Below are 14779 nucleotides of genomic sequence, written 5' to 3' on the forward strand. Positions count from 1 at the left end.
GTTATAATAGTTATATACGGAAGCAGTTAAGCTAAAGAACGTTTCCATCCCGTATATCCCTTTTACAAGGGGACGTTACGGATTCGACAGGGATGGTTCGAGCTTAGGCTGCGAGCCGAGAGGCGATCTCGTTAACACGCACTTAAATGTAACTGGCAAAACTAAAAGTTTTAACCAAAACTTAGCACTAGCTGCCTAATAAGCGCAGCGAGCTCTTCCTGACATCGCCTATGTGTCTGTGAGGAGCCCAATGAAGTAGGCTACGCTTACGTTTTCGTCTGAGGACGTAAGAAGAGATCCATCAGACTAGCTCTCCAAGCGCCCGTCAGCAGGCATGAGGATGAGTGAACACGTAAATATGTTGACTACGCTCGTAGACGCTTAAGTAATCGATGTCTCTGGACGTGGGTTCGACTCCCACCGTCTCCATCAAAACTTTTAGAATGCAGTCGTATCAAGGGTTTAAAAGCCCTTGATGTGGGACTGGCATCATTTTGGCATCATTTTAGAAAATTTCTTCTTCCATGAAAGCCACAACTTCCTTTTGTTTTGAAGGGTACAGATGGCTATAAGTGTTTAAAGTTTCTGCAACATCTGAGTGCCCTAAACGATTGGCTAGCACCAAAGGATTACAATTCTTATTTATTAAATATGAGGCATGAGAATGTCTGAATTCGTGAATAACAATTTTTCTGACATTCGATTCTTTTAAATATTTTGCATAACGTCTGTCGATAGTGCTGGTAGCTATACTATCGTAAAACGTTCCAAAAACTCTATAATCATTTTTAACTGGCGCTATTTTTTCAGCGTCTTTTTTTATGCCCTTTAATAGATCCATCACTTGATTTGGCATCAAAATAATTCTTATCGATGCGGATGTTTTTGGAGGGGTAATTTCTCTATTGTACTCCGTCTTATTAATGTCTATATAATTTTCCTCGAAATTGACATCAGCCCATGTTAAGGCGAGTAACTCTCCTTTTCTCGCTCCACTAAAATAAAGCGTGGAAAAGAATGCTTTGTACAATGGGTCATCCACCACACTTATAAATGTTTTAAACTCTTCAAACTCCCAATAATTCAACCTTTTATTAACAGTTACTTCAAAATTACCAACTACTTTCGCCGGGTTATTCTCAGTACCATGATACTTCGCTGAAAAGTTGAATACGGCTGATAAGGTAGAATGAATTTTTTTGAGAAAATCAGGAGCATATTTATTAATGATTTTATTTTGATAAAGCATTACATGTCTTGGAGAAATTTTCTTTATTTCCATTTGTCCAAATTCATGTATTAGGTGGTTGAAGATGATGTTTTTAATCACCTGAATTGATGACTTTTTTCGTCGAGCTTGATACCAGTCAAAATAAGATTGAGCAGCTTCTTGAAAAGTAATCGCAGCTACTTTTTCATCATTGTAGCCGAGTAGCAACTCTGCTTCGGCCTCTTGGGCATCTTTCTTCTTTTTAAACCCTCTGCGTTTCACTTGTTTTTTTGTTCCGTCACTTAAAGTGATCCTTTTTGCAAAGTAATATGTATTGGTTTTCTTATCCTTGTATACAGGCATCATTTCACCTCTAACAAATTTCCATTTTATCTTAGATTATTTATAAAGATAACACCATTTTTGTTTTTTAAAAAGTTTTGTTTATAGAAAATACTACTATGTCATCAAGAAAAACGTGTAAAATATGGTATAATAAAGAATTAAATAAACAAAGTGGCAACTAAAAAATCAAAAAATTCTAAATAAGTTTCGTCAGAAATCGACACACTTCTAATTAAATGGTTGGTAAATTTGTATTCGAAAAGGTGATGTCATGAATATATTAACAGTAAAAAATATGAGAGCTTATCTACAGCAAATATTGAGATCAAGTGGCACTAACCAAAAAGTGATAGCAAAGCAGATTGGGATAAGTGATAGCTATTTTAGCAAATTTATAAATGGAAAAGAAATTGCCTTTTGGATGGCTCGTAAAATTATTCAGACGATCGATAAAAGTAATGAAGCTACTTTATTAAAGTTATATGTATCACAAGGGATTAAGAAATCTAATTACGCTGCTGCTCTTGAATATTTTTATTCAAAGCAAGAATATAATTTTGTTGAAGAATTGATTTCCTTAAATGGAGATAGGGGTCCTTATTTTCTTGAGCTATCAAATGTTTATAGATTTGTTTTGGATTCACGTTTCACCTATGAAAAACTAGAATCTATTGAGAGACTAAAACAAATTAAAACAGAACACATTGAATCTCAAATAGTCTTAGAATTTATTCATATGTATACTTATTTTCTCAATCGAAATTTTGAGATCACACTTTATAGAATTGAACTTATCAAAAAATTAATAGAGCAACTAAATGATCCATTTCTTCAAATTTCTTTCCAAGCAAGGATTGATGAAGTGCTTGCAAATATCTATTTGAAACAAAATAAAAACATCAAAAAGGCTCGAATAGTAGCCAAAAAAATTCTTGCTAGAGATTATAGTGAAAATCATAATATGACAGCTTATCACACATTAGGTCTATCTTATTTCTTGGAATCATATGATGAGTCTTTACACTATTATAAAAAAATGCTAACTCTAATGGAGAAATATAACGACAGAGATTCAGATTTAGTAGAGAATAAAATGGAAATCGCAATTCTGCAATATTATTGGGGCAAAGAAATAGAATCTGCTTACAATGTGAACGAATTTACCCAATCATTGATAACAAATGAAGGTTTGGTACGTTTTTATAATGATCCTAACTTAAGAAAATATGCAATGTTTTTAGACGGTATGAAAGAAAAATCTGAAAAGAAGTTGCTTCTATCTATACATTACTTTGAGAAAGATTACGAGAAATTTCGAGCAACATTTCCAAAAAAAGAATTGATGAAATTAGATTTTGCATATACACTTTAGAAATAAGGAGGTGTTTAATCTTGGGAAAAAAGCTAGTAATTACATGTTCCTTACTAGGATTATTTATCTCTACAGTTGCTTTATTACCTCATTCACAAGCAGAAAATGTTTATGAAACTAAAGATGTTAGACCAGGTGTATAAAACTTTTATATAGTACATATCAAAAAGACGCTACCTATAAGCTAGGTAACGTCTTTCGTACTTTTTAAGGGGATTTCCTACTTACCCTAAATTGAGGAGATAGGAAATTAGGAAACCGTAGAACATTATCTTGAGAGGAGTTCCTTATTTTGTCTAGTTATGAGCAATTATTAAAGAAAATAGAAAGAGAAATTTTAAAAGAAAAAGCGGCGCAAGGCAAAAAAAAATAAGTTATTCTTTATCTTTCAGATAGCTTTCTTTAAGGCTTCTCAATTCCTTTAAGCGATCTATGACATATTGCAATTCTTCTTCTGTAATTTTTGAACCATTATCATGAACAATGTTTAGTTTTTTTAAATCATCGATATTAATATTTTCTTTTGACAATAATTCTTTTTCGCTCTCATCAAAGCTGTTTAAGCTGTCTTCATCAAATAATAAATAAGAACTGTGAACATTAAAATAGTCTGCTATTTGATTTATCACTTTAAGAGAAGGCGCCTGAGAGTTATTTTCGATCCTAGAAAGATAACTTTGTGAGATACCAATTTCTTTCGCTGCTTCCTCAACAGTTTTATTTTTTTTAAGCCGTAGGCGTTTAACTGCAAATCCAATCATCCGATTCTCCATCTTTTAACCACCTCTATGGGAACAGTTTTACCTTATATATTTTATGTATTATTTGTTGTTTATTATACCATACAGACTTTCCGCGCGGGAATATTTGTGGAAAAATAGACTTGTCAAGAATATTCCTGTGTGGTATATTCATTTTATATTCCTGTCAGGTATGTTAGGGGATGTTTTATGATTAATTTAAATGAGTTATCGGGAATGCTTAAAAAGAAACGAATTGAGAGCGGACTTTCACAAGAAGAGTTCGCAAAGACTTTAGGGTTCACCGCTTCATATATATCTAGACTTGAAAATGGAAAGGTCTCTCCTACCTTTAAGAGTCTTGAAAGGATTTCAGAGCATATTGGTATAAAAGCCAACCTTTTTTTTGGTTAATATTATACCTGACAGGAATAAAAAAGGAGGATGAATAAATGCATTTAAATCTATTTGTTGCCCGTAAGGAAAAAAGGATGTCTCAAAGAGAAATAGCTGAATTGATTGGAACACACCCACAAACTTATCACCTGAAAGAAACTGGGAAAAGAGATTTTCTGCTTGATGAAGCTTTAACTATTGCAAGTTTCTTTGGTCAAAAAGTGGAGGAATTATTTAATAAGGCGGAGGTTAGATCATGAATAAAAAAACAAGTGAACCTAAAGCTGGCGGTAAGAAAAAGAGAAAAAGCAATTTGTTTCTCGGAGAAGTTTTCTTTGGAACAGAAGACAGAGAAAAACTTTTTACCGAGGCTGTGGCACCGTATTACACGCCTGTAAAGAAGGAAGGAAATAAAGAGTATTGAAACTTTTTTCATTTTTTAAAAAGGACAAGCTCTTTCGGAAAAGTTATTTAAGAAAATCATATGGAGGTTTTAACATGGACGAAAAACAAATGAAAACAACCCCTGCTGCAACAGAGGCTGATTCTAAACTTTTTAAATATGTCGGTATTTCTGGTTACGAAATTAAACAACGAACGATTGGCGAACTTGATGTTACATCTATTCCACCAAGTACGTTGAATGTGGAGTTCTTATTCATCAGTCAGAATTTAGGTGTTGAAAAGTATAATCAATTTCTTAAAGACTTAAAAAAATTTATTGATGAACAAAATCAATCATAATCTCCTCTCAGCTGTGACAGATGATGAACTTCATAACAGGAGGGAAAGAGATGTAAATCGTGTTTTTAAGTCATTCCTTTCACTCCTATTCAGTTGGTTACAAAGTGAAATTTCCAGATTTTATATGATCATTTAATTCAGTATCTTTAGAGTTGATAAATAGTTTGAAGGCTGATTTATATAACTCTAGCTTAAACTCGGCAATTTGATCTGCTGCTTTACGTTCAATGGTAGTTGATTTTACAACTGCGAGTGCAAAATCATGTGCTTGTTCTTCTCTGCTTTTCATGGTTACACCTCCCTTCCTACGAGGGAGATTATACCATTTTTATCTAATTATGAGAAATGAAAGGAGGTTTCTTTATGGCTAAGTTCAGACATGTTCAAACAACTTTCTGGCAAGATCCAAAAGTGACGGAAGAAATGACACCTGAGGATAGGTATTTTTTTCTGTATCTCATCACTAATCCTAATACGACTCAAATTGGAATTTATACGATAACTAAGAAGCAAATAGCTTTTGATATAGGGTACTCTATTGAGTCGGTCAATAGCTTGATGGATCGCTTCGAAAATCATCACAAACTGATACTTTACAACAATAACACTAGGGAAATTGCAATAAAGAATTGGCCTAAATACAACTTGAACAAAGGTGGAAAGCCAATATTAGACTGTGTCACTAAAGAATTAAATGAGGTTAAAGACAAATCTCTCGTGAGTGCACTTTATCCAAAAATTGAGAATACGAGCGTTAGGGAATTGTTTGAACGACACGCTAACGATACGTTACACGACACGTCTACGACAAGTGGACAAAAAGAAAAAGAAAAAGAAAAAGAAAAAGAAAATAAAGATATATTGTCGGGCAAACCGACTGCGGATGATCCAAAAACTCAAAAAACTGAAATACCTTTCAAGCTGATTGTTGATCTTTTGAATCAAATGTCAGGAAAGAAATTCAGAGCAACCACACCAAAGACACAAAAAGACATAAGATCACGATGGAACGAGGGATTTAGATTTGATGACTTTAAAAAAGTGATCTTGTCCAAATGCTATGAGTGGCGTAATAACCCAGACATGAGTAAATACCTTCGACCTGAAACACTATTTGGAACCAAATTCGAGGGTTACTTAAATCACAGTGATGAGGTGATTAAGCGTGCAGAGCATAAAGTCAGTGGCAGCGGAAGTCTTAAACGCAAGAATGACCTTCCATTCTGAATACTGTCATAAGCACACATACACGAGTGGTAGTGAGAATGTTGTAAAGCCTGTTCGCATGATGGTTCTCAAAGGTAAAGTGATCTGTCCTAGGTGTGAGTTGGAAGCAGATGAAAAGAAGCTCCAAAGAGACTTAGAAAGCCAGATTGAGTTTAGTCAGCGGACAAAGAATTTCAACATGCTTGAAAAGCGAAGCATCTTCCGAGACCGAACCATTGCACAAGCAACGTTTGATAATTTCAAAGTGACCGAACATGAGGAGACTGCAAATAAACGCCTGATGTTGGAGCTTACTAATCACTTAAATCAAGGTGAAGTATTCAATATCTTTCTGCAGGGCCATCCGGGAGTAGGGAAAAGTCATCTTGCTTATGCGGCTCTAAAAGCACTCAATGTCCTGCCTGATCCTGAAAACCCTGATGATAAGGGCAAATCATGTTTGTTTGTAAATCTTGCTGATGCTGCTTTAGTTATTCAAGATTCTTTCCACAACAAAGAAAGCAAGTTCACACAGGCGTATGTAACAGGAATCATGGGGGATGCAGATTATCTTGTGATCGATGATTTAGGAGCGGAAACAGGATCTGAACACTCAAACAGTGAGGCCAGCAACTTTATACACAAAATACTTTACGCTGTCACCTCAGCTAGACAGCACAAAGCAACGATTTACACGACCAATTTAACTGGGGACAAGTTGAAACAAATGTACGACACCAAACTTGTATCACGTATCACGAAAAGGTCTAAATACATTTTGTTTAAAAATACGTTTGATAAGCGTGACGAGGAATTGCCGTTCTAGGAGGAAGAACATGAGCATCATCAACAACCCCACAGTATCCGAGATTAATAGCTTAATAACCCAATTGGATGCCAATTTAAAAGATCACAAAAACCTAAAGGAGGAACGATTATGAAAAAAGGCGGTAGAAAGCCCACGAGAGCCGAAAGGGAGATTTTAGTAGTAAATGGGTTGACCCCACTTTATTGGCTCGTAGAAAAGAATCTGACGTCATCTGTACAGGTTGTGCATAAAGAGGTTGGTCGCAGAAAGGAAATTGCAAAGTGAGTGCTACTAGAATCATTTTAGAAGATTTCAATTTCGAATGGACCATTGTTGGTCTCAAGAGGTTTTTGGACTACTGGTACGAAGGCAGGTCTTTGAGTGAAATGGCCGAGCTGTTTCGCAGGCCAGAAGAAGAAGTGTTAATACTGATGATTGATTTCAGCAAGCGTGGAAAGATCAAGGAGCGTCCGAACGGTGTCGGAGCAAACGAGCCTATGTATATCAAAAAATGCACAATGAGCTACAAAAAAAGGGATTTGCGAAAGTTGTTTGAACAACAACCGGTTTACTACGTTTGTCCGCACCACGATTTCATATGGGATGAAAAAGACATCATTTTATTTAGACAAATGTGGCAGGACCATGAACCGATTAGACACATCGCAAATCGTTTGGCCCGCAATGTCGATGAAATTCTGTTGCTCATAATTGATCAAGCAGATTTGGGAAAGATCGAAACACGTAAAGGTGGAGTTTTTGGAAAGGAAGACAAGCAGCATGAAGAAAAAGAGCATCCTGTTGCCATTTGAGAAAGCGACAGCACGCCAGCTGGAAGTCATTGCGAGATATGAAGATTGCCCGAAACAGCTAAAGACAGCAGCCATGCGCCACCTCAAGAAGAGGGGAGGAATCAAGTGATGACAACATCAGAAAGAGAATTTTTGATTGAGTGGTTGAGTCTTAAAAATGGGGCTTATGGGCGGGAGCATTGCGAGAAACTGACTGATGAAGAACTCGAAAGAATCTTTAATCTCAACGTTCCGCAGCGTGACGAATAAAAGGAGGTGAGCATATTGGAAACTGTAGTGAATCCATACAAAGCAGGTCCAGTGAAAGCGTGGGTTATGTCAGAGGATGAACTAGCAGCATATAGACAGCAACATCCACCCAAACCATATAAAAAGAGACTCAAACGTAAAGACTGGCGTTGGCAGCGCACAGATCAATCCGTCAAGTCTCAGCGGTAAGAATTCACATCAGTTCAATGTGAGTAATTAAGCTTAGGAACCTTAATTATATCACATTGGAGTGAAGATTGTGAATAGACCGCAGACTATCTCATTAACAAAAAACGAGCTTTTCACAACATTAGTTGAACAAGGAAAGGTGCAAGTGATCGTGCTGGACGGGATCAACAACACAGCGCATTACATAGAGGCTCCCGAACACGGTCACACAATCATTGAAACGATTAAAGGAAATTTTGACCGAGTTAGATTTGATTTCAGTTACAAAACTAAACGATAGCAGGGGTTTATCCCCTGCGGGGGAGGAAAAACCATGAATTTACCTAAACATATCGAGCTTTCTCAGGCCGTCAAAGCCTGCAAAAACAAAGCGATGACAATAGATGATGCAGCTGCATATATTGGTGTGCCGAAGTTTTTTGTTCCAGTGCTAGCTGATTACTGTCCTGATCTGATCATCGAAGGAAATGTAGTCATGGCGAAAAGGGAATCGAACGGCCCTGTTATCTTCACGCTGCTTTGTTTCATGGGGGTTTTTACTGTTGCTGGGTTGATGCAATGAAACACATGATAATTATAGAAATTTGATGAGTTAGGTAAAACAGAGATTTTAAATAAATTAAACGCTCTTTTTAAAAATGATAAACATATGTAAATACCGAATAATTTATCTCTAAAGTGAGAAAAGTACCTGTGAATTTATCACAGGAGGGAATTGTATGAGTTATCCATTTAAAAATCTTGTTTTTGAGGGAGGAGGAGTTAAAGGAATTGCTTATGTGGGTGTCTTAGAGGTTTTAGAACAGCATCAAATTTTAAATAATATTCAACGGGTTGGAGGGACATCTGCTGGAGCGGTTGTTGCGATGTTAGTAAGTCTAGGGTATAGTTCATCCGAATTAAATCAAAGTCTAAGGGAAATGGATTTAAAACAATTTATGGACTCTGATTTCGGAGTTGTTAGAGATGTATTTAGGCTTATAACAAATGATCATGGTTGGTTTAAAGGGAAAAAATTTATGGAGTGGATTGAAAATCGTATTGAACAAAAAGGGTTAGACAAAAACGTAACTTTTAAAGAGATAGAGGACAACCCTGAATTTAAAAATATTTACATTCAAGGAACTAATCTGTCAACTTATAGGACTGAGACATTTTCTGCAGAAGACCCTAAATTTGCTAATATGAAAATAAAAGATGCCGTAAGAATATCTATGTCAATACCGATATTTTTTGCTGCAGTAAAAATGAATGGATGTTTTTATGTAGACGGAGGACTCCTTGCGAATTATCCAGTAAGGCTCTTTGATAGAGAGCAATATGTAGGGAAAGAACATTCTAAGGAAATTGATTTATACAAGAAGTTTAATTTATCTTTAGATAATCATACAGAAAGTTTTATCTTTGGTAAATACGTTTATAACAAAGAAACTATAGGGTTTAGACTGGACTCAAAAAAAGACATAGAAATATTTTCAGGATTAGCACTACCAAAAGAACATAGTATAAATACATTCTTTGATTTTATATGGAGTTTAATGGCAACGATTATCGAACAGCAAGCTAATCAACAATTAACAGGAGATGATTTTGACAGAACAGTTTTTGTAGACACTAAAAATGTTTCTTCCATTAACTTTTCTATATGTAGTACCGAGCAAAAAGAGTTAATTGAATCAGGAAAAAAGAGCTGTGAGGACTACCTGAGTAAATATAATAATGAAAGCACATTTTTAAGAAATAAAATATGAACATTTTAACCCATCAATATGACAATATTGATGGGTTGAAAGGGGATTCCCTTTTCAATTACTAAAAACAACGTTCATATTTTCCAGTCCATATTCCAATAAGAAGATTTCTGTATGAAATAGCTTTTAATCACACTATATATTATTGTGGCAGTGGTGTTTTATGAGCCGTCTGCTGCGTAGAAACGAGCGGATATAAAACAATTGCAGGGCATACAGTCAGCGTATCAACGGATGCCAATTCATACACACCGAAAGCCAAAAGCATTGATGTCACAGTACGCAAAACAGGCAATGAAACAGTATACTACCGCTTCACGCTTCAAAAGAAGGTGAGCGGCAAATGGAAAGATCAACGGTTTAGTCTTGTTGGGTCGTTTAAAAGCGTCACGCCAGCAAAAGAGTTTTACACGGTCAACCATACAGCTGGCACGCACCGTATCAAAATGACGATCTACAAAAACAGCAATTGGACAGGTGTCAAAGTCCATATCTATACACCAGCTTTCGAGGTGAAATAAAAAAGCATTTATTTTGTGAATGGTATATAATTAAATCAAAAAGGATTGTTTTGGATGTACTGGTTGACTACTTTTATTTTTGGTTTAATTTTTACAGTAATTAATAGTTTTATTATGAGATTGATAGATAGAAAAGAATATAAAAATAGAGTTGAAATTGCAAATTCAGAGTTAAACAAGACGCTGAAGAATTATATTTCAGAAGGAGAAATTCCAAGTGCTTCCCTTATAAAAGCACTGTGTATGGCGTATTCAAAATCATACAAAATAAAGAGTAAAGATATTAACAATGAAGAGAATGTAATTAATCGTCTTATTAGAGAGATATTTGAAACAAGTTTTTTACCTAGTTCCCAAAAAACAAAAATATCCGAAGAATTATTAGAGTTAAAAGAGTCTAGTGTGAACTCGAACCTTTTGAATAATTCAAATAATGAAGCTAGTGTTGATACTGAAAAAAGTATTCATTCACTTTTTAGTTTTGTAATTGGTTCAGCTATCGCTTTTCTTTTTACAACGGTTGGTTTAGATATTCTAAATCAAAACCTTAATTTTATTAAGGATGATACTCCTAATAATTTATTGATTTTCTTAACAATTTCTGCCTTTATTTCTCTCATGATAACGCTAGTGATAAAATTTCTTTTGAGAAAAAAATAAGTCCAAGACGGAGAGCCTGCGGACACTGATCAACACCTTTTACGGGTGCTGGTTGGTGTCCGTTTTTTATTTTTCAGAACGGAGGGTGAACATGAAGAAGGAAAAGCCAAAAAAACAGCCGCAGAAGCTCACTGACAGAGATTTAAGAGAGCTGATGGGGCAAAACATGCAAAGACTAAGAAGAGCCAAAGGCGGGTCAATGCGCAGAAAATAAAGGGGGAATTATCATGAATCAAACAAGTTTAGACATTCCGCAAATCGACGAGGAAAAAACTAGAGAAAAGATGGAAAGAATGCTAGATAAGTATAAGATGTTAAGGCTTCAAACGCCAGAAGACTTTCTCCCAAAAATCACTACAACATACACCATTACGCCGCCTAGTTTCTCAAATCAGTTTCATTCATCGACCGAGGATGCAGCCCTTAAAAAAATGGATTGGGAGCTTGAGCGGGAAAAATACATGAAGCGAATTGAAAGGGGCATTAATCGTCTTACACAAAGAGAGCGCCGCATCTTGGTCATGCTTTACATGCAAGACGAAGAAATGTTTGATTATGAGATTTACGCAGATATGGGCCTCAGCCAGCGGAACTATTACCGATTCAAAAATAAAGCATATTATAGACTGGCCTTTGCTTTGAGAGAAGAAGTGTACAAGCAGGGGGATAAATCATGAATTTTGTTCAGCCGATAAGGGACCTTGATCAGATCCATTATATAAAGAAGTATTTAGGTGAGAGAAACAAACGAAACCTGCTGCTGTTTGTGGCGGGAATCAATCTGGGCTTGCGCATATCCGATCTGCTGGAATTAAGGGTGAAGAACGTGAGAAAACAGTACGTATCCCTTAGAGAACAAAAAACAGGTAAAGAGAAAAGAATCAAAATAAACAAGACGCTTCGAAAAGCGATAGATCAATATATTAAAGACAAAGATGATCAAGAGTATCTATTTAAAAGTAGAGAAGGACTCAACAAACCAATCAGCCGTAGTAGTGCATACAACATTTTGAGAGAGGCAGCGGAGTATGTCGGGCTTGATAGCATAGGTACACATACATTAAGGAAAACATTTGGATACTGGCATTATAAGAAGTTCAAGGATGTGGCCTTGCTGCAAGAAATCTTCAATCACTCAAGTCCAGATATTACATTGAGATATATCGGTATCACACAAGACACAATGGATAGAACAATGGACGACTTTGGCTTATAGGCTCATCTGTTCAAATGGCAGATGGGTCTTTTTTTGCGCTCTTTTTCATCAACTAACCATAATGAGAAAATGTCCAACTCATTTTAGGGAAATGGCTGAAAAGCAAGAGGGACAAAGGATTCAGCGATTCCCTGAGTTAGACACAATAATAGATATGGTGAATTGGTGGATTGTGTGGATAATTATAGAATTATTGTTTATAATTTTATAAGATTCTTAGAGGGGGTACTAAATTGTCAGCGAAAAAAGAGAATAAGCAACAAACAGAGGGGCAACAAAAGAAGAAAGCTTTCGTTATTATGCCTATCGGGGAGGATAACAGTCCTATAAGAAGATCGGCAGAGGGAATTTATCGTGCAGTAATAAAACCTGTTTTAAACGAATTGGGTTACGATGCTAGTGCTGCGCACGAGATAAGTGAATCTGGTTCAATAAATAAACAGATCATTTCAAGACTTCTTGAAGACGATATCGTAATAGCGAATTTAACAGGATTAAATCCTAATGTAATGTATGAAATTGCTGTTAGACATGCTACTGGAAAACCAATAGTTAATTTGTGTGAAAGAGGGACAAAGCTTCCTTTCGATTTAAATGATGAACGTACAATATTCTATACAGATGATATGCACGGTGTATTAGATGTAAGAGGTAATTTTGAAAATCATGTAAAAAGTGCTCTTGCTGAATCTGAGCCGGATAACCCAATTTATAGGGCCAAGAAAGAAAACATCATTGCTAATAATCTAAAAGTTAAATTTACAGAAGATGAGTATAGCTTGTATACAAAATTAGCGGAAATAGAACAATTAGTCATAAGAGCGGTAAACGTTAAGAGTTATCCAACCCATGATCCAGCTGTAGATAATTTTTCACTTTTTGCAGAAGAATCAGGAAGCTTATATGTTTATAATAAAAGTAATAAAAGTCAAAATGTATTTGAAAGAGATATACAAGAAGTTATGGATTCATTCGACATCAAGACGTATTCTGCAAGTAAAACTGAAGATCAGAGGGGATATTATCTACGGACTAATGATCAAAGAAAATCTACAATAGAGGGTCTTAAACATGCATTTATTAAAAATGGCTACGATGCAATAGGATTTTTTTAATCTTAATCCTTATATATTAGAACACAATGGAATTTACTCTTTTTCTTGTATTTTTAAAATGGCACACTTTTGGCACGATCTTGGCAAAGCATTTTGTCTGAGAGCGGTTATGATGGTATTAGGTGATAAATTGAGAGCGGCTTCCAGTGGAGGTCGCTTTTTGTTCGACAAAATCTGCATTTAGTTATATATTCTCATTCTTTACCGATAAAAAGATAGGAGGGGATAAATATGGATAAAACAATTCAGGAGAAAATTGATAATACAATAAGTAATTTAAATGGAAAAGAAGAAGAAATAGACGGTTGGAAACAACGATATGATGATTTATTAGCTATTCAAGAGCAAGCAACTAAAGAAGTCTTGGAAAAATTAACACCGGTATTTCAATATATGGCAAATAAAAATGTTTCGTTTTTTAATAAAACATTTAATTTATCTTCGCATGTTGGTCCGGTTATAGGTTTTGATAAAAAAGAAAATACGAAGTATGTCATTCGTCAAGACAGGTATATCGATGAATATAATGTATATACCAACGAAATAGTTAAAGAAAACATTGAGTTGAAATCTTTTTTGAGAGCCAATTCTTTTGACATTTTATATGGAAGTTTAATAGACCAATTGGACTTTCAAAACAAGATAATGAAACAGTATCAAGAGAAAATAGATCAGGCTGAATTGGATTTAATTAAATACGGCATTCCACACTAGCACCTCTTTGAGGTGCTTTTTTTATTCCGAGGTGAAATCAAATGAGAAAGTCATTAAAACCGTGCAATGAACCTGGATGTCCTCAACTAACACGCAAAGGATATTGCCAGCAGCATAAGACATCCAAGCCTTCATACGATCTGCACCGTGAATCATCGTCACGCCGAGGGTATAATAGCCGATGGCGTAAAGCGCGTGAAGGATATTTAGCAAAGCATCCTTTGTGTCAGTCTTGCATGTTACAAGGCAAACGGATTGCCGCTACAGTAGTGGACCATATAAAACCGCATAAGGGAGATAAAAAACTATTTTGGGATTCTTCTAACTGGCAGCCGCTGTGTGCGTCCTGTCACAGTAGGAAGACCGCTAAAGAAGATGGAGGGTTTGGAAATGGATTATAAAAAGTGTGTATGCGATCAATGCGGAACAATCTTCATAGTTAAATATTGTTCTAGGATTAAGAAGATTGGACGTGGTATTAAACGTCATTTGCTTGTATGTCCAGGGTGTAAAGCTGAGTATACATCTTACTACACAAACGCTGAAATCAGAAAGCAGCAAAACAAAATCAGCAAGCTGTATAATGCTATTCGAATGACAAGGAACAAAAGCCTACTTGATAAACACCAAAAGAAAATAGATTCAATACAAGCAGATTTAGAAAGAGACATGAGTCAGCTTCGCATTGAAGTTGAAGGCTCCCCCCAGGGTTAAATCCCTAGGAAGGATTT

General features: G+C 35.6%; 27 protein-coding genes, 1 other RNA gene and 1 pseudogene. 26 read left to right on the top strand and 3 right to left on the bottom strand.

Features of this window, described 5'->3' with window-relative positions; all coding sequences use genetic code 11:
• Positions 1-68: 68 nt before the first annotated feature.
• Positions 69-432, top strand: a transfer-messenger RNA (tmRNA) gene (ssrA, locus tag BK049_RS11600).
• 73 nt (positions 433-505) lie between these two features.
• On the opposite strand, the gene BK049_RS11605 is transcribed toward ssrA, so the two are convergent.
• A complete protein-coding gene (locus BK049_RS11605; RefSeq protein ID WP_071168552.1) occupies positions 506-1573 on the bottom strand; it encodes a tyrosine-type recombinase/integrase in 1068 nt (355 codons plus the stop codon).
• Positions 1574-1826: 253 nt separating this feature from the next.
• Between BK049_RS11605 and BK049_RS11610 the strand changes: the two genes are divergently transcribed.
• Both BK049_RS11610 and BK049_RS19985 read left to right on the top strand, forming a co-directional pair.
• The gene (locus tag BK049_RS11610; protein WP_071168553.1) at positions 1827-2927 is read left to right on the top strand and encodes an AimR family lysis-lysogeny pheromone receptor; all 1101 of its coding nucleotides are present in this window, start codon (positions 1827-1829) and stop codon (positions 2925-2927) included.
• A gap of 20 nt (positions 2928-2947) precedes the next feature.
• A complete protein-coding gene (locus tag BK049_RS19985; RefSeq protein WP_280513598.1) occupies positions 2948-3070 on the top strand; it encodes a hypothetical protein in 123 nt (40 codons plus the stop codon).
• A 231-nt stretch (positions 3071-3301) separates the two neighbouring features.
• Here the strand turns inward: BK049_RS19985 and BK049_RS11615 are convergent, their stop codons facing one another.
• Positions 3302-3700 carry a helix-turn-helix domain-containing protein gene (locus BK049_RS11615; RefSeq protein WP_071168554.1) on the bottom strand — a complete coding sequence of 133 codons (399 nt, stop codon included), beginning with the start codon at positions 3698-3700 and terminating at the stop codon, positions 3302-3304.
• A 177-nt stretch (positions 3701-3877) separates the two neighbouring features.
• Here BK049_RS11615 and BK049_RS11620 point away from each other — a divergent pair, with 177 nt between their 5' ends.
• The 4 genes from BK049_RS11620 (at position 3878) to BK049_RS11630 (ending at position 4807) form a co-directional block, all read left to right on the top strand.
• A complete protein-coding gene (locus BK049_RS11620) occupies positions 3878-4081 on the top strand; it encodes a helix-turn-helix domain-containing protein (protein ID WP_071168555.1) in 204 nt (67 codons plus the stop codon).
• Between the two features lie 38 nt (positions 4082-4119).
• Entirely contained in the window at positions 4120-4323 is a 204-nt protein-coding gene (locus BK049_RS11625) for a helix-turn-helix transcriptional regulator (protein WP_066030369.1), read from the top strand.
• The gene (locus BK049_RS19520) at positions 4320-4487 is read left to right on the top strand and encodes a hypothetical protein (protein ID WP_167358860.1); all 168 of its coding nucleotides are present in this window, start codon (positions 4320-4322) and stop codon (positions 4485-4487) included. The genes BK049_RS11625 and BK049_RS19520 overlap by 4 nt, the downstream gene beginning before the upstream one ends.
• 74 nt (positions 4488-4561) lie before the next feature.
• Positions 4562-4807, top strand: coding sequence for a hypothetical protein (locus tag BK049_RS11630; RefSeq protein WP_145939410.1), 246 nt, complete (start codon positions 4562-4564; stop codon positions 4805-4807).
• A 97-nt stretch (positions 4808-4904) separates the two neighbouring features.
• Here BK049_RS11630 and BK049_RS11635 read toward each other — a convergent pair whose 3' ends face one another.
• On the bottom strand, positions 4905-5096 hold the full coding sequence (locus tag BK049_RS11635; protein ID WP_071168557.1) for a hypothetical protein: 192 nt from the start codon (positions 5094-5096) through the stop codon (positions 4905-4907).
• A 74-nt stretch (positions 5097-5170) separates the two neighbouring features.
• Between BK049_RS11635 and BK049_RS11640 the strand changes: the two genes are divergently transcribed.
• From BK049_RS11640 to BK049_RS11700, 19 genes and pseudogenes are all read left to right on the top strand, one after another.
• A complete protein-coding gene (locus BK049_RS11640; RefSeq protein WP_071168558.1) occupies positions 5171-6034 on the top strand; it encodes a conserved phage C-terminal domain-containing protein in 864 nt (287 codons plus the stop codon).
• Between the two features lie 100 nt (positions 6035-6134).
• Positions 6135-6839, top strand: coding sequence for an ATP-binding protein (locus tag BK049_RS11645; RefSeq protein ID WP_244887341.1), 705 nt, complete (start codon positions 6135-6137; stop codon positions 6837-6839).
• A gap of 111 nt (positions 6840-6950) precedes the next feature.
• Positions 6951-7106: a DUF6906 family protein gene (locus tag BK049_RS19525; RefSeq protein WP_167358861.1), complete on the top strand. Its 156-nt coding sequence runs from the start codon at positions 6951-6953 to the stop codon at positions 7104-7106.
• Positions 7103-7633, top strand: coding sequence for a hypothetical protein (locus BK049_RS11650; RefSeq protein WP_071168560.1), 531 nt, complete (start codon positions 7103-7105; stop codon positions 7631-7633). The genes BK049_RS19525 and BK049_RS11650 overlap by 4 nt, the downstream gene beginning before the upstream one ends.
• Positions 7634-7741: 108 nt before the next feature.
• Positions 7742-7882: a BH0509 family protein gene (locus tag BK049_RS19345; RefSeq protein ID WP_108611783.1), complete on the top strand. Its 141-nt coding sequence runs from the start codon at positions 7742-7744 to the stop codon at positions 7880-7882.
• Between the two features lie 6 nt (positions 7883-7888).
• On the top strand, positions 7889-8071 hold the full coding sequence (locus BK049_RS19530; protein ID WP_425304327.1) for a hypothetical protein: 183 nt from the start codon (positions 7889-7891) through the stop codon (positions 8069-8071).
• Between the two features lie 70 nt (positions 8072-8141).
• Positions 8142-8351: an XtrA/YqaO family protein gene (locus BK049_RS11655; protein ID WP_071168561.1), complete on the top strand. Its 210-nt coding sequence runs from the start codon at positions 8142-8144 to the stop codon at positions 8349-8351.
• A gap of 33 nt (positions 8352-8384) precedes the next feature.
• A complete protein-coding gene (locus tag BK049_RS11660; RefSeq protein WP_071168562.1) occupies positions 8385-8633 on the top strand; it encodes a hypothetical protein in 249 nt (82 codons plus the stop codon).
• Between the two features lie 157 nt (positions 8634-8790).
• Positions 8791-9822 carry a patatin-like phospholipase family protein gene (locus BK049_RS11665; protein ID WP_071168563.1) on the top strand — a complete coding sequence of 344 codons (1032 nt, stop codon included), beginning with the start codon at positions 8791-8793 and terminating at the stop codon, positions 9820-9822.
• A 266-nt stretch (positions 9823-10088) separates the two neighbouring features.
• Positions 10089-10145 (top strand): annotated as a pseudogene (locus tag BK049_RS20125) (hypothetical protein); the annotation flags it as partial.
• 9 nt (positions 10146-10154) lie between these two features.
• A complete protein-coding gene (locus BK049_RS19830) occupies positions 10155-10343 on the top strand; it encodes a hypothetical protein (protein WP_244887343.1) in 189 nt (62 codons plus the stop codon).
• A gap of 54 nt (positions 10344-10397) precedes the next feature.
• Positions 10398-11003: a hypothetical protein gene (locus BK049_RS11675; RefSeq protein WP_071168564.1), complete on the top strand. Its 606-nt coding sequence runs from the start codon at positions 10398-10400 to the stop codon at positions 11001-11003.
• Positions 11004-11094: 91 nt separating this feature from the next.
• On the top strand, positions 11095-11217 hold the full coding sequence (locus BK049_RS19990; RefSeq protein ID WP_280513599.1) for a hypothetical protein: 123 nt from the start codon (positions 11095-11097) through the stop codon (positions 11215-11217).
• Between the two features lie 13 nt (positions 11218-11230).
• Entirely contained in the window at positions 11231-11680 is a 450-nt protein-coding gene (locus BK049_RS11680; protein ID WP_071168565.1) for an ArpU family phage packaging/lysis transcriptional regulator, read from the top strand.
• The gene (locus tag BK049_RS11685; RefSeq protein ID WP_060596944.1) at positions 11677-12219 is read left to right on the top strand and encodes a site-specific integrase; all 543 of its coding nucleotides are present in this window, start codon (positions 11677-11679) and stop codon (positions 12217-12219) included. Before BK049_RS11680 ends, BK049_RS11685 begins: the two co-directional genes overlap by 4 nt.
• 233 nt (positions 12220-12452) lie before the next feature.
• Positions 12453-13334: a TIR domain-containing protein gene (locus tag BK049_RS11690; RefSeq protein ID WP_071168566.1), complete on the top strand. Its 882-nt coding sequence runs from the start codon at positions 12453-12455 to the stop codon at positions 13332-13334.
• Between the two features lie 231 nt (positions 13335-13565).
• Positions 13566-14048: a hypothetical protein gene (locus BK049_RS11695; protein ID WP_071168567.1), complete on the top strand. Its 483-nt coding sequence runs from the start codon at positions 13566-13568 to the stop codon at positions 14046-14048.
• A 41-nt stretch (positions 14049-14089) separates the two neighbouring features.
• On the top strand, positions 14090-14449 hold the full coding sequence (locus BK049_RS18920) for an HNH endonuclease (RefSeq protein ID WP_083381119.1): 360 nt from the start codon (positions 14090-14092) through the stop codon (positions 14447-14449).
• The gene (locus BK049_RS11700) at positions 14439-14762 is read left to right on the top strand and encodes a hypothetical protein (protein WP_071168568.1); all 324 of its coding nucleotides are present in this window, start codon (positions 14439-14441) and stop codon (positions 14760-14762) included. Before BK049_RS18920 ends, BK049_RS11700 begins: the two co-directional genes overlap by 11 nt.
• Positions 14763-14779 lie beyond the last annotated feature (17 nt).

It is taken from the genome of Bacillus xiamenensis (assembly GCF_001857925.1).
Lineage (GTDB): Bacteria > Bacillota > Bacilli > Bacillales > Bacillaceae > Bacillus > Bacillus xiamenensis.